Raw genomic sequence first — 12,015 nt, forward strand, 5'->3', positions numbered from 1 at the left:
CCTTGTACTTTTGGCGGCATGGAAACGCTCACGCAGGCGCCCGTGTTGGCCCGCTTCGGGTATGCGGTTTCGGACCCTACCCGCGCGCAGATTCTTTTGGCGCTCTCCGGCGCTCCGGCCTACCCTTCAGATCTGGCCGATTCCCTCGGCGTCTCCCGGCAGAGTATGTCCAATCACCTGACCTGCCTGCGCGGCTGCGGCCTGGTGGTGGCCGTTCCTGACGGGCGGCGGACCCGGTATGAGCTTGCCGACGCGCGGTTGGGCCACGCGATCAGCGACCTTATCGGGGTTGTCCTGGCCGTGGATCCGGCCTGCTGCGCCCCGGATGGGAAGTGCCCTGCATGACCGCGCTGCTGGGAGCCCCCACCGTGGAACGCCGTACCGTCCTGAACCGCCGGATCCGCCTGTTCGCCGCCGCAACCATAACGTACAACGTCATTGAAGCGGTGGTGGCGCTCTGGGCCGGCAACGTGGCTGATTCTTCCGCGTTGATCGGTTTCGGGCTGGACTCGGTCATTGAGGTGAGTTCCGCACTGGCTCTGTCGTGGCAGTTCTCGTCCAAGGATCCGGAACGCCGTGAGCACCTGACGCTGCGCATCATCGCCATCTCGTTCTTCGCCCTCGCCGCGTTCGTGGCCACGGACGCCGTGCGCGCCCTGACGGGCGGGGAAGAGGCCCGGCACTCCACGCCGGGCATTGTCATCGCTGCGCTGAGCCTGGCGATCATGCCGGTGCTGTCCTGGGCGCAGCGCCGCGCGGGCCGTGAACTGGGCTCGAGGACAGCCGTGGCCGATTCCAAACAGACCCTGTTGTGCACCTATCTTTCTGCCGTCCTGCTGATCGGCCTGGTCCTGAACGGCACCCTGGGGTGGTGGTGGGCCGATGCCGGCGCCGCCCTGGTTATTGCCGGGATCGCGGTCCGTGAAGGCATCAACGCGTGGCGGGGTGAGGCCTGCTGTGCAGTTCCCCACGCCAGCGACGCCCAGGGCCACAGCGGAGACGGCGGTGACTGCTGTGCACTGGCAGCCTCACAGACTCCCTCTGCGGCGGAAGCTCCAGTTGTTGGGGGACAGGAAGATGCCTGCTGCCCGGGATGCCAGGCCACTGACGCACCCGCACCGGTAACCCTGAGCCGTAGCTCACGCTGAACAGCGAGGCCCAGTTCCGCCAACTGCTCGACGACGCAGCACGCTAGTCCTGCCCGGGCGCAAGGGGAGGCAGGACCTTCATGCCCTGCCAAGATTGGTCAGTGAGTATTTCAAAAAGCGTCCTCTTGTTCATCCTGGCTGCGGCGGCCGAAATAGGCGGCGCGTGGCTCGTGTGGCAGTCCGTCCGCGAGGGCAAGGAATGGTGGTGGGCGGGCCTTGGCGTGGTGGCCCTGGGCATCTACGGCTTCGTCGCCACGCTGCAACCGGACGCGCACTTCGGCCGGATCCTGGCAGCCTACGGAGGCGTGTTCGTCGCGGGATCCCTGGCATGGGGCATGATCTTCGACGGCTTCCGCCCGGACCGCTGGGATATCACGGGGTCAGTGATCTGCCTGCTCGGAGTAGCGGTCATCATGTTCGCGCCCCGCAGCGCAGGCTGAGCTGTAACGCGGGCCCTCAGCCCGCCCGCAAGATTTCAGGCTGTGGGGGAGCGGCGTTCAATCAGGATGGTGTCCCGCCATTGCCCCCTAAGGGGCCCGTATCCCATGTGCGCAATGCGTTGGCGGCGTCCCACAATGACGTAGCCGTTGGCGAGATGGAGTTTGAGGCTTGCTTCATTCTCGGGGAAAACGCTGGCCTGGATGGTCCAAATACCGTCGCCTTCGGTTGATGCGGAGAGAGCCCGCAGCAGGGCTGTGCCAACGCCGAGTCCGCGTGCTTCTCCTGCAACGTACACGGAGTGTTCGACGACTCCGGAGTAGACGGGACGTGCCGACACGGGGGCGACGGCAGTCCAGCCAAGGATCCGGCCAGCAGCAGTTTCCGCAACGAGCCGGTGGCCGGGGAGCCGGGAAGCGTTGAACCTGTTCCAGTCCGGCGCCTCGGATTCGAACGTGGCGTGGCCAGTGTCGATCCCCTCCTGGTAAATATTTCGGACCGCCGGCCAATCCTCCGGGCGCATGGAACGGATCGTTGTTGTTGCCGGCTCCGCTGGTATCACAGGCTCTCCAGCAGTTCCCCGATGCGCCCAAGGGCGCCCGGGACGAGGGAGTAGTAGGCCCAGGTGCCACGTTTTTCGCGGTGCAGCAGCCCGGCGTCGACCAGGATTTTGAGGTGGTGGGAGACGGTGGGCTGGCCAAGATCCAGCGGTTCGGTGAGATCGCAGACGCAGGACTCACCGCTCTCCGCCGCCTTGACGATGGAGAGGAGCCGCAGCCGGTTGGGGTCGGCCAGGGCCTTGAAGATGGCCGCGGTGCTTAGTGCTTCGGCAGCTCCCAGCGGGGGCGCTGCCGGCGGGCAGCAGGCGGTGTCGGCGGCCGGTTCAAGCACGGGCAGTGAGGTCATTCACCCATTATGCCGCAGTATCGACAATCATCAATATACGGGACCCGGCCTGCGCCTATAGCTTGCTGGCCCGGCTGCCGTGTGGAATGACGACGTCGTCAGCTGCGCGGGCGGCGGCCGGGAACAGCAGGAGCAGCAGGCCCAGGCCAAGGGCGGCGCCCACCACCTGGGCGATCACGAACGGGGGTGCGGAGCCTGGGGAAATGCCGGCGAAGGTATCGCTGAAGATACGGCCGGCAGTAACCGCGGGGTTGGCGAACGAGGTTGACGAGGTGAACCAGTACGCGGCTCCGATGTAGGCCCCGACTGCGGGGGCGGCGAGGGCGCCGCGGTTGGTGGCCGCGAGGGCAAAGATCAGCAGGATGAGCCCCGCGGTGGCAACAACCTCACCCAACAGGTGCCCTCCAGTTGCCCGGTCCTTAACCGAGATGGAGGTCCCGACGTCGAACATTGCGTTGGCGAGCACGCTGCCGCCGATGGCCCCGGCAGCCTGGGCCGCTACGTAGGCGCCAACGTCCGGCAGGGCCAGGCCCGAGCGCGTGCGCCGGCCAAGGAACCAGTCGGCCAAGGACACCAAGGGGTTGAAATGTGCGCCGCTGACCGGGCCGAAGACCAGGATCAGCACCGTCAGGCCAAGAACCGTGGCGGTGCTGTTCTGGAGCAACTGCAGGCCGACATCGTGGGGCGAGAGCTGCTGGGCGGCGATCCCGGAGCCGACGACGATGGCAACGAGCAAGGCGGTGCCAAGCAGCTCTGAGACGGCGCGGCGCCACAGGGCCGGCTGGTGTGAAGTCATGCCACAAGCTTGACGCACCATATTACCTCAGTCAAAATTGAATCAATGATCATTGAGCCAGCTTCCAGCTTTGAAGTCCGCGTCGCGAGGCATGCGGCCCTCGCCGATCCGGCGCGCCTGCGCATCGTGGATCTGCTAACCCTGGGCGACTTTTCCCCCACAGAGCTGCAGGCGGAGCTGGGCATGTCCTCCAATCTGCTCGCGCATCACCTGCGGACACTTGAGGATGCCGGACTGGCCACCAGGCACCGCTCCGAGGCGGATAAGCGCCGCAGCTACCTCCGGCTGGCTGCCGGCGCCCTGGATGGACTGGTACCGGGTGTGGTGCAGGGCGCCGAGCGTGTCCTGTTCGTCTGCACCCGCAACAGTGCCCGGTCCCAACTGGCTGCGGCACTGTGGCGCCAGGCCAGCACTATCCCGTCCGTCTCTGCCGGGACGCACCCGGCCGACCACATCGCTCCCGGGGCTTTCGAGGCTGCGCGCCGTCATGGGCTCGACCTCCCCCGCCAGGCCCCGCGCTCCCTCGATCAGGTCGCGGGAGAGGCGGACTTTGTGGTGACCGTGTGCGACAACGCTCATGAGGAGCTGGCTGGGCTGAGCGGGATCCACTGGTCCATTCCCGACCCCCTGCGCCTGGGCACCAAGGAAGCCTTCGATATGGCTTTCGAGGACATCGCCCGTCGCGTCACCGACCTTGCTTCCCGCGTCACCGCCGCCTGAGTCCTTCAGTCAGCCTTTAAAAAAACGCATATTGACATTCGTCAATGTATGGCCAGATACTCTTATATCGATCATCATCAATGTTCGGTTGGAGAACTGTCTGGCTGACCAGAACCATCCGCCAACCGCACCAGGAGACAACCCGTGAGCACCGAAACCGCCAAGAAGCCGTCCGTCCTGTTCGTCTGCGTCCACAACGCAGGCCGTTCCCAGATGGCCGCCGCGTTCCTGACCACGCTTGGCAAGGGACAGATCGAGGTCCGTTCCGCCGGGTCCCAGCCTGCTGGCAAGATCAACCCGGCCGCCGTTGAGGCCATGGCAGAGCTCGGCATCGACATGTCCGCAGAGGTGCCCAAGGTCCTCACCACGGAGGCTGTCAAAGAGTCAGACGTGGTCATCACTATGGGCTGCGGCGATGAGTGCCCCTATTTCCCCGGCAAGCGCTACGAGGACTGGGTCCTGGAGGACCCGGCAGGGAAGGGCGTGGAATCCGTCCGCCCCATCCGGGATGAGATCAAGACCCGCATCGAGGGCCTGATCGACTCCCTGACCGCGGCCGCCAAGTAGCCGTGCCGTTGACGAGAGCGACCCGCACCTAAACCGAAACAGGGGAGGGGGTGAACCTCATGGCCAACGGATGCTGCGGCGACTCAGGTTGCTGCGACGACGAGGACTGCTGCTAACCCCTCCCAGCCAACTAGGTAGCAGTAACTGTCGTGTTGGGGCCTCAATACGACACGTACTGCTATCTAGTTGGGCAGCCCCGCCGCTAACCGCAGCGCACCGCACCACTACGGATGAAAGAGGACACCATGGAGTCAGCGAAGAGTCTCCCGGTCGCCGTGATCGGCGCCGGCCCTGTGGGCCTGGCCGCCGCAGCCCACGTGCTTGAACGGGGCCTGGAACCGCTGATCTTTGAAGCCGGCACGACGCCGGGCGCAGCCATCGAACAGTGGCGGCACATTCGTCTTTTTTCACCGTGGCGGTTCAACACGGACGCCGCTGCCGTCCGCCTCCTCGAAGCCTCCGGTTGGGAAGCACCCCGGCCCACGGCCCTGCCCTACGGCGGGGAGCTGATCGACAACTACCTGGCACCCCTGGCGGCGCTTCCCCGGATCGCGTCACGCCTGCAGACAGGCGCCCGCGTCACGGCCGTCACCCGGCAGGGCCTGGACAAGACCCACATCAAGGGCCGCGACACCACGCCTTTCGTGGTGCGGGTCGAACACAGTGACGGCGAAACCCTGGACCACACCGTGGCAGCAGTCATCGACGCCTCCGGCACCTGGTCCACCCGCAACCCGCTGGGCACCTCGGGCCTTCCCGCCATCGGCGAAGAGACAGCAGGCGAACGAATCTCCGCGCCGCTGCCCGACGTCACCGGCCGCGACCGTGCGTTCTTCGCCGGCCGCCGGGTCCTGGTGGTCGGTGGCGGGCACTCCGCCGCCAACACCCTGATCAACCTCTCTGACCTCGCGAAGGAAGAGCCGGACACCCGTATCCTTTGGGCGGTCCGGGGCGACTCTGCCGCGAAAGTCTACGGCGGCCGCGACCTCGACGGCCTTCCTGCCCGTGGCCAGCTTGGCGGCCGGGTCCGCCGGCTGGTCGAGGCCGGAAAAATCGAACTGCACACCGGTTTCGGAATCAGCTCCATCAAATCGCTGGACTCATCCGTCACCGTTGGTGCGGTTGACGGCCGCACCATCGAGGCCGACGTCGTTGTCCCTTGCACGGGCTTCCGGCCCGACCTGGACATGCTGCGCGAGCTCCGCCTGTACCTGGACCCCGCCGTCGAAGCACCGATGGAACTGGGGCCCCTGATCGACCCGGAATTCCACTCCTGCGGCACCGTCCCGCCGCACGGCGCCAAACTCCTTGCCCACCCGGACAAGGACTTCTACATCGTCGGGATGAAGTCCTACGGCCGGGCCCCGACCTTCCTGCTGGCCACCGGCTACGAACAGGTCCGCTCCGTCGCCGCCGTCCTCGCCGGCGACCAGGAATCAGCCGACACCGTCCACCTCGAACTTCCCGAAACAGGCGTCTGCTCTACAGACGCCGGCACCAGCTGCGACGTCCCGGGAACCACCCTGGCAGCCGGGGCCTCCGCGGATGCACAGGCCGCTTGCTGCGCAGCACCAGAACCGGTGCTGGTCGGCTTCCCTACAGGCTTGGCCCACGGCCGCTCCGGCGCCAACAACTAACCCGCCGTCTCACCCAAAAAGAAAACAAGCCACCCATGAATCCCAGCTCGCGGCCGGCCTCATGCCAGATCTCGCCGGAGACGCCATAGCTGTCTATTCCGCCGGTACCAAGCCGGCCAAGGACCTGAACCCGCAGGCGGTGAAGTCCCTGACCGAACTGGGCATCGACGTCACCGGCGAATACCCCAAGCCGGTCACCGACGAAGTCCTGGACACCGTGGACGCTGGGTGGAAGATCCGCTTGGCGGTGCCAGCTTCTAGACACCGCCAAGCGCTAAGACCTTCGGTTGTTCCCGAATCAAGGCCCTGGCGCTACCGGGCCCAGATCCCAGTTGCAGTTGCGCCGCGCTTCAGGCCTTACACCGAATACTGTGCACTGCATTCCTCAAGGGCCAGCGCGCTTACGATCAAGGCTTGCTCAAGAATGGCTCAAACCTGCTCCGGGTTTAGGCGGAAACCAGGGGCCGGGCCACCGCATCCGCATCCGGGAGGGTAATCGTTGCAGTGGTTCCTTTTCCGTGGGTGCTGCTGAGGGTGATGCTTCCCCGGTGGTTTTCAATGATGGCCCGGGTGATCGCGAGTCCCAGGCCGGCACCGGGAATGGCGGAAGAGTGGGCTTTGGCCGTACGGAAGAAGCGGGTGAAGGCCTGGGCGAGGTCTTCTTCTGTCATCCCGACTCCAGTATCGGCAACCTCGCACGTGAGGTTCTCTCCGCTGGTGCTGACACGGACTGTGACGGTACCGCCGGCCGGCGTGTACTTGATGGCATTGGACATCAGGTTGTCGATGGCCTGCCCCATCCGGTCGGGATCGAAGCGCCCCGTGGCCGGACCCTCCGTCTGCAGATTCAACGTGACGCCGGCGGACTTGGCCCGCGACTGGGCGGCTTCAACCCTCTGGGCGGCAACCCGGGCCAGGTCTGCAGGGCGGGGAGTGACGGTCACGGTGCCGGAGGCGGTGGTGAGCAGGTCGCCCACCAGGGTCAGCAGGCGTTCGGCGTTGCGTTTGGCAACTTGCAGGGAATGTTCGACGTCGGGATCGAGGCCTTCATCCAACGCCAGTGCCAGGTAGCCCAGGATCGACGTCAGCGGCGTTCGAAGTTCATGGGAAACATTTGCGACGAACTGGTCCTTGGCGGAGAGGGCCTCCACCAGTGCAGTGACGTCGGTTAAGGCCATGACAGCACCGGAATGCCGGCCCTCCACCGTGGTGATCAGCCTGCAGGTGGCCGAGTACGCACGCTGGCCGGTCCCACTGCCGATCCATACCAGTTCATCGGTGAAGGGCTCACCTCGGGCTGCGCGCAGGCGTGGGTGCCGCTCCGGGGGAAGGGGCTGCTTCCGGTCCATGCCATAGACCGGAAGGCCCGCGCCCCCGTCTGCAGGCGTATCCACGCAGATCGTGCCGGCGGGGCCGCTTCCCGGATGCTGGTTGGTGAGGATGGTCCTGCCTCTGTGGTCGAGGGCACAGACTGCCACGCTGACCGTATCCATAACGGTGCCCAGGAGCTGCTCGCGGTCCTCGCTCGCCGCCAGCAGCCGCCGGACCTCCGCTTCCTGATTCTCAAGCCGGAGCCGCTGCTGGCGGAGGGCGTTGGCCACTCCGTAGGTGGTGAGCGCCATTGCTCCAAGGATGACCGAAAGGAGCGCAATTCGGATGAAGGAGGCGCTCGTGTAGCCGGTATCCAGGACCGCCGGCGGCAGCGCGACGCTAACAAAGGCAGCCAGTACGGCGAGGATCACCCCGCTCCGCTGCGGCCCGTAGGACAGCCAGACCACCGGGAAAACCAGGAGGAAACTCAGCGCGGACAAGTATTGGTCGCCGGCTTCGCGGGACAGGCCAATGGCGAGGCAGTCAAGGACCGGGATGATGAGGATTGACCGCTCCGGAAGCCGCTCCCACGGCACCAGCGCGCCGGCAGCGAGCAGGAGGAGATGGCCCAGCAAGGTGTACGCAAAGGGGCCAGTCCACTCGAAAGCAGAATGCAGAATCCTGGCCAGGACCACTACCAGCAGCATGGTGATGGACAGCGGAAGCTGGAACATCACCGTTCGGCCCCTGGGCCCCAGGGTCCGAAAATAGCGCGCTATCCACTCAAACAACATCGTCTTTCCCCAGCCCCGCCCCAACAGGTCAGTATTCGTGAAGCCTACTGCGTGCCCTGCGCCCATGAACAGAATGCCGGCGTAACCTTCCCCCACCGCCAGTCATGGGGACATGGCGGCGCTTTACTCGCCCTGATAGCAAGGCTACTGTCGATCTAAGGATGACCTCCGGCTGACCTGCGTAAACAGTACTTTCGACCAGTCATCCAGCAGTGCGGCGGAACTCGGACAAGGCTGTCCCGGACGAAAGGAAAAGGGCCATGGTGGACCGGATTGCTGACATCTGGGGAACCCGTACGCCATTCGCCCAGGGGGAGCGGTGGCCGGTCCGGGTGGACCAGGTCCTTGCGAAGGGGCTCAGCGACCAGGACGTGGACCGGTGGGTGCAGTCGGCCTGCGTGCTGTGCAGCAACGGCTGCGGCATCGACATTGCCGTCAAGAACGGAGCGATGGTGGGCGTCCGGGGCCGGGCGATGGACATCGTCAATCACGGCCGGCTGGGCCCCAAGGGGCTTTTCGCCTCCTGGCAGGGTGTAAGCAACAAGGACCGGCTGACCCAGCCGCTGATCCGCGAAAACGGCGAACTGGTGGAGACTGACTGGGCCACCGCCATGGACCGGATCGTCTCGCGGAGCAAGGCCCTCCTGGAGGAGAAGGGGCCGCTGAGCCACGGCTTCTACACCTCCGGCCAGCTGTTCCTGGAGGAGTACTACGCCCTGGGCATCATCGGCAAGGCCGGGCTCGGCACCCCGCACATGGACGGCAACACCAGGCTGTGCACGGCCACCGCAGCGGCGGCGATGAAGGAGTCCTTCGGCTCGGACGGTCAGCCCGGCAGCTACACGGACATCGATGAATGCGATGCGATCTTCCTCTACGGCCACAACATGGCCGAGACCCAGACCGTGCTGTGGGCCCGGGTCCTGGACCGGATTGCCGGGCCCAACAAGCCCTTGGTGGTGTGTGTGGACCCACGCTCCACGGAAGTGGCCCGGCATGCAGACGTTCACCTGCCCGTGCGGCCGGGCACCAACCTGGCGTTGATGCACGGCCTGGTCCGCGAGGTGATCCGGAACGGGTGGATGGATGAGGAGTACATCGCCGCCCACACCCTCCGCTTCGAGGATCTGGCGGACAAGATTGAGCCGTGGACGCCGGAGGCTGTGGCCGTCGAGTGCGGGGTGGACGCAGCCGCGGTGGTGGAGGCGGCCCGGATTTTCGGGACCTCGCAGCGGGTGCTGTCCACGGTGCTGCAGGGCTTCTACCAGTCCGCGCAGGCCACCGCCTCGTCCTGCCAGGTCAACAACCTGCACCTGCTGCGCGGCATGATCGGCAAGCCGGGCTGCGGGATCCTGCAGATGAACGGCCAGCCCACCGCGCAGAACACCCGCGAGGCAGGGGCCGACGGCGATCTGCCGGGTTTCCGTAATTGGGAAAACCCCCAGCACATCAAGCAGCTGGCCGAACTGTGGGACGTGGACGAGCTCGTCATCCCGCACTGGGCCCCGCCCACCCACGCGGCGCAGATCTTCCGTTATGCCGAACAGGGTTCCATCAAGTTCCTCTGGATCTCGGCCACCAACCCTGCGGTGTCCATGCCCCAGCTGCCCCGCATCCGCGAGATTTTGGCCAAGCCCGAGCTGTTCCTGGTGGTCCAGGACCTCTACATGACCGAGAGTACCCAGTATGCCGACGTCGTCCTGCCGGCCGCCGCCTGGGGTGAAAAGACCGGGACGTTCACCAACGTCAACCGGACGGTCCACCTGTCCGAGCAGGCAGTGGAACCGCCCGGCCAGGCCCGGAGCGACCTCCAGATCTTCCTGGACTACTCGCGCCGGATGGACTTCCGCACCAACTCGGGCCGTCCCCTGCTGGACTGGGATGGCCCGGAGGACGGCTTCAACGCCTGGCGGGAATGCAGCAAAGGCCGCCTGTGCGACTACACAGGCCTCAGCTACGAGCGGCTGCGCGGCGGAAGCGGCATCCCCTGGCCGGTCAACGAGGAACACCCCAACGGGACGGACCGGTTATACGGTGATGGGGTCTTTCCCACCCATGCTGATGCCGCCGAAGATTACGGGCACGACCTGTCCACCGGAGCCACCGTGGGGGAGCAGGCCTATAAGGCGATGGCGCCGAGCGGGCGTGCCATCTTCAAAACGGCGCCCTACCAGGGGGCGCACGAAACCCCGGACAGCGAATACCCCTTCCGCTACACCACGGGCAGGACGGCCTACCACTTCCACACCCGCACTAAGACCGGCCGGTCCCCCCAGCTGAACGACGCCGCACCGGCCATGTGGGTGGAGATGGCGGAGAGCGACGCCGAAGCACTCGGCCTGGGCGAGGGGGACGTGGTCCGCGTCGAGTCCCGCCGCGGGCACCTCTTCGCCCCCGTGCGGATAGCCAACATCCGTACCGGAACTGTCTTTGCTCCCTTCCATTACGGGTACTGGGATGCTGCGGATCCGGCCGAGGCTGATCCGCAGCAGCGGCCAACGGCGGCAAACGAGCTGACCCTGACGGAATGGGACCCGGTATCCAAGCAGCCCGTCTATAAGACCGCCGCTGTGCGGGTGACCAAAGTCGCCAACGCCTCCGGCCCGGCACCCGCTCCCACCACCACTGCGTCCCGTCCCGCCCGTGCCGGCCGCGTCCTGGCGACGGTGGGCGGTGCAGCCGGTGAGGTGAGCGAGATCCTCGCCCCCACGGAACCGCCGGCGGCGCCCCGGGACGAGGTGGGGTCATGAAGCTGCCCATCTACCTCGGCCTGCTGCACCGCTCCGAACACACCCTGGCGGAGTCCTTCCGGCAGGTGGCCGAAGGCCACGGCGATGAGCCGGACGTGTACTTCCTCTGCCGCTCGCTGGCCGATCAGTGCGAAAAACACGAGCAGGCCCTGAAGCCCATCGTGGAACGCTACGGCGAGGTGGTGAAGGACGACGAGCCGGAGCGGCTGCATGCCGATGGGCTTTCCAGCACGCGTTCCGGCCCAGTGGGACTGCTGCGCGACCTGCAGGATCTTTACCTTTTGGGGTCCCTCGTGGATATCACGTGGACAGCGGTCAAACAGGCCGCCCAAGGCTTACGTGATGCGGAGCTGCTCGACGTGGTCACCCACTGTGAGGGCGAGACCAAAACGCAGCTGGAGTGGCTGTCCACCCGGATGAAACAAGCCGCGCCGCAGGCCCTGATCGTAGCCGAGTGAGGGAGGAGAGGCATGCACAGTACAACCTCAACCAGAGCCGACGCCGCGAAGGCTGGCAGACCAGGCAGGTATGTGGTGGCCGCTGCGGGCATGGCGGCGCTGCTGGGCTTGTCCGGGTGCGCCCCCGACGGGACCGGAGCTGCGGATGCGGCGCAGGAGTTCCACCAGGCCCTGGGCTCGTCGGACTGGTCCTCTGCCTGCGCGATGCTGCAGTCCGATACACGCGAGAAGGCGGCCCGGGAGCAGGAGAGCAGCTGTGAGGACCACCTGCGGAACCTGCAGATCCAGGAACCCGGAACAGTGACGCGCACCGAAATATACGGCCGCGGCGCCTTCGTGGAATTCGAGAACGACGCCGTCTTCCTGGCTGCCGCCGACGGCGGCTGGAAGATCACGGCAGCCGGGTGCACGCCGAACGGTGATGCGCCCTACACCTGCGAAGTGGGAGGCAACTAGTCATGCGGTGGAGCTTTGCCCTGTACCTGATCCT

Annotated in this window: 13 protein-coding genes and 1 pseudogene; 10 read left to right on the top strand and 4 right to left on the bottom strand. The window is 66.1% G+C overall.

Going from position 1 to position 12,015, the window contains the following annotated elements; genetic code table 11:
- Positions 1-18: 18 nt before the first annotated feature.
- The 3 genes from QF038_RS04390 to QF038_RS04400 all read left to right on the top strand — a co-directional run bounded on the left by QF038_RS04390 (position 19) and on the right by QF038_RS04400 (position 1,588).
- Entirely contained in the window at positions 19-345 is a 327-nt protein-coding gene (locus QF038_RS04390) for a helix-turn-helix transcriptional regulator (protein ID WP_307609073.1), read from the top strand.
- A complete protein-coding gene (locus QF038_RS04395) occupies positions 342-1,148 on the top strand; it encodes a cation diffusion facilitator family transporter (RefSeq protein WP_307609074.1) in 807 nt (268 codons plus the stop codon). The genes QF038_RS04390 and QF038_RS04395 overlap by 4 nt, the downstream gene beginning before the upstream one ends.
- Before the next feature lie 101 nt (positions 1,149-1,249).
- Entirely contained in the window at positions 1,250-1,588 is a 339-nt protein-coding gene (locus QF038_RS04400) for a YnfA family protein (protein WP_307609075.1), read from the top strand.
- Positions 1,589-1,623: 35 nt separating this feature from the next.
- On the opposite strand, the gene QF038_RS04405 is transcribed toward QF038_RS04400, so the two are convergent.
- Genes QF038_RS04405 through QF038_RS04415 form a run of 3 tightly spaced genes read right to left on the bottom strand, consistent with a single transcriptional unit; the run spans position 1,624 to position 3,288 of the window.
- On the bottom strand, positions 1,624-2,109 hold the full coding sequence (locus QF038_RS04405) for a GNAT family N-acetyltransferase (RefSeq protein ID WP_307609076.1): 486 nt from the start codon (positions 2,107-2,109) through the stop codon (positions 1,624-1,626).
- Between the two features lie 35 nt (positions 2,110-2,144).
- On the bottom strand, positions 2,145-2,492 hold the full coding sequence (locus QF038_RS04410) for a metalloregulator ArsR/SmtB family transcription factor (protein WP_307609077.1): 348 nt from the start codon (positions 2,490-2,492) through the stop codon (positions 2,145-2,147).
- Positions 2,493-2,547: 55 nt separating this feature from the next.
- The gene (locus QF038_RS04415) at positions 2,548-3,288 is read right to left on the bottom strand and encodes an aquaporin (protein WP_307609078.1); all 741 of its coding nucleotides are present in this window, start codon (positions 3,286-3,288) and stop codon (positions 2,548-2,550) included.
- A gap of 45 nt (positions 3,289-3,333) precedes the next feature.
- Between QF038_RS04415 and QF038_RS04420 the strand changes: the two genes are divergently transcribed.
- The 4 genes and pseudogenes from QF038_RS04420 to QF038_RS04435 all read left to right on the top strand — a co-directional run.
- Positions 3,334-4,008, top strand: coding sequence for a helix-turn-helix domain-containing protein (locus QF038_RS04420; protein WP_307609079.1), 675 nt, complete (start codon positions 3,334-3,336; stop codon positions 4,006-4,008).
- A gap of 144 nt (positions 4,009-4,152) precedes the next feature.
- A complete protein-coding gene (locus tag QF038_RS04425) occupies positions 4,153-4,575 on the top strand; it encodes an arsenate reductase ArsC (protein WP_307609080.1) in 423 nt (140 codons plus the stop codon).
- Positions 4,576-4,820: 245 nt separating this feature from the next.
- Positions 4,821-6,212, top strand: coding sequence for an NAD(P)-binding domain-containing protein (locus QF038_RS04430; RefSeq protein WP_307609081.1), 1,392 nt, complete (start codon positions 4,821-4,823; stop codon positions 6,210-6,212).
- A 37-nt stretch (positions 6,213-6,249) separates the two neighbouring features.
- A pseudogene (locus QF038_RS04435) lies at positions 6,250-6,438 on the top strand (low molecular weight phosphatase family protein); the annotation flags it as partial.
- A gap of 220 nt (positions 6,439-6,658) precedes the next feature.
- On the opposite strand, the gene QF038_RS04440 reads toward QF038_RS04435, so the two are convergent.
- Positions 6,659-8,257: a HAMP domain-containing sensor histidine kinase gene (locus QF038_RS04440; RefSeq protein WP_307613399.1), complete on the bottom strand. Its 1,599-nt coding sequence runs from the start codon at positions 8,255-8,257 to the stop codon at positions 6,659-6,661.
- Between the two features lie 320 nt (positions 8,258-8,577).
- Here QF038_RS04440 and QF038_RS04445 point away from each other — a divergent pair, with 320 nt between their 5' ends.
- Genes QF038_RS04445 through QF038_RS04455 form a run of 3 tightly spaced genes read left to right on the top strand, consistent with a single transcriptional unit; the run spans position 8,578 to position 11,981 of the window.
- Positions 8,578-11,067 (top strand): molybdopterin oxidoreductase family protein, encoded by a 2,490-nt coding sequence (locus QF038_RS04445; RefSeq protein WP_307609082.1) that lies wholly within the window; start codon positions 8,578-8,580, stop codon positions 11,065-11,067.
- Entirely contained in the window at positions 11,064-11,525 is a 462-nt protein-coding gene (locus QF038_RS04450; RefSeq protein ID WP_307609083.1) for a hypothetical protein, read from the top strand. Before QF038_RS04445 ends, QF038_RS04450 begins: the two co-directional genes overlap by 4 nt.
- Before the next feature lie 12 nt (positions 11,526-11,537).
- Positions 11,538-11,981 carry a hypothetical protein gene (locus QF038_RS04455; RefSeq protein ID WP_307609084.1) on the top strand — a complete coding sequence of 148 codons (444 nt, stop codon included), beginning with the start codon at positions 11,538-11,540 and terminating at the stop codon, positions 11,979-11,981.
- Positions 11,982-12,015: the final 34 nt, after the last annotated feature.

Source organism: Pseudarthrobacter sp. W1I19, assembly GCF_030817835.1.
GTDB lineage: Bacteria > Actinomycetota > Actinomycetes > Actinomycetales > Micrococcaceae > Arthrobacter.

Excerpts from the sequence above, each read along its gene's own strand:
- QF038_RS04390 (WP_307609073.1), top strand. The coding sequence starts at position 19 with ATGGAAACGCTCACGCAGGCGCCCGTGTTGGCCCGCTTCGGGTATGCG.
- QF038_RS04395 (WP_307609074.1), top strand. The coding sequence starts at position 342 with ATGACCGCGCTGCTGGGAGCCCCCACCGTGGAACGCCGTACCGTCCTG.
- QF038_RS04405 (WP_307609076.1), bottom strand. The coding sequence starts at position 2,109 with ATGCGCCCGGAGGATTGGCCGGCGGTCCGAAATATTTACCAGGAGGGG.
- QF038_RS04410 (WP_307609077.1), bottom strand. The coding sequence starts at position 2,492 with ATGACCTCACTGCCCGTGCTTGAACCGGCCGCCGACACCGCCTGCTGC.
- QF038_RS04415 (WP_307609078.1), bottom strand. The coding sequence starts at position 3,288 with ATGACTTCACACCAGCCGGCCCTGTGGCGCCGCGCCGTCTCAGAGCTG.
- QF038_RS04420 (WP_307609079.1), top strand. The coding sequence starts at position 3,334 with ATGATCATTGAGCCAGCTTCCAGCTTTGAAGTCCGCGTCGCGAGGCAT.
- QF038_RS04430 (WP_307609081.1), top strand. The coding sequence starts at position 4,821 with ATGGAGTCAGCGAAGAGTCTCCCGGTCGCCGTGATCGGCGCCGGCCCT.
- QF038_RS04440 (WP_307613399.1), bottom strand. The coding sequence starts at position 8,257 with ATGTTCCAGCTTCCGCTGTCCATCACCATGCTGCTGGTAGTGGTCCTG.
- QF038_RS04445 (WP_307609082.1), top strand. The coding sequence starts at position 8,578 with ATGGTGGACCGGATTGCTGACATCTGGGGAACCCGTACGCCATTCGCC.
- QF038_RS04450 (WP_307609083.1), top strand. The coding sequence starts at position 11,064 with ATGAAGCTGCCCATCTACCTCGGCCTGCTGCACCGCTCCGAACACACC.
- QF038_RS04455 (WP_307609084.1), top strand. The coding sequence starts at position 11,538 with ATGCACAGTACAACCTCAACCAGAGCCGACGCCGCGAAGGCTGGCAGA.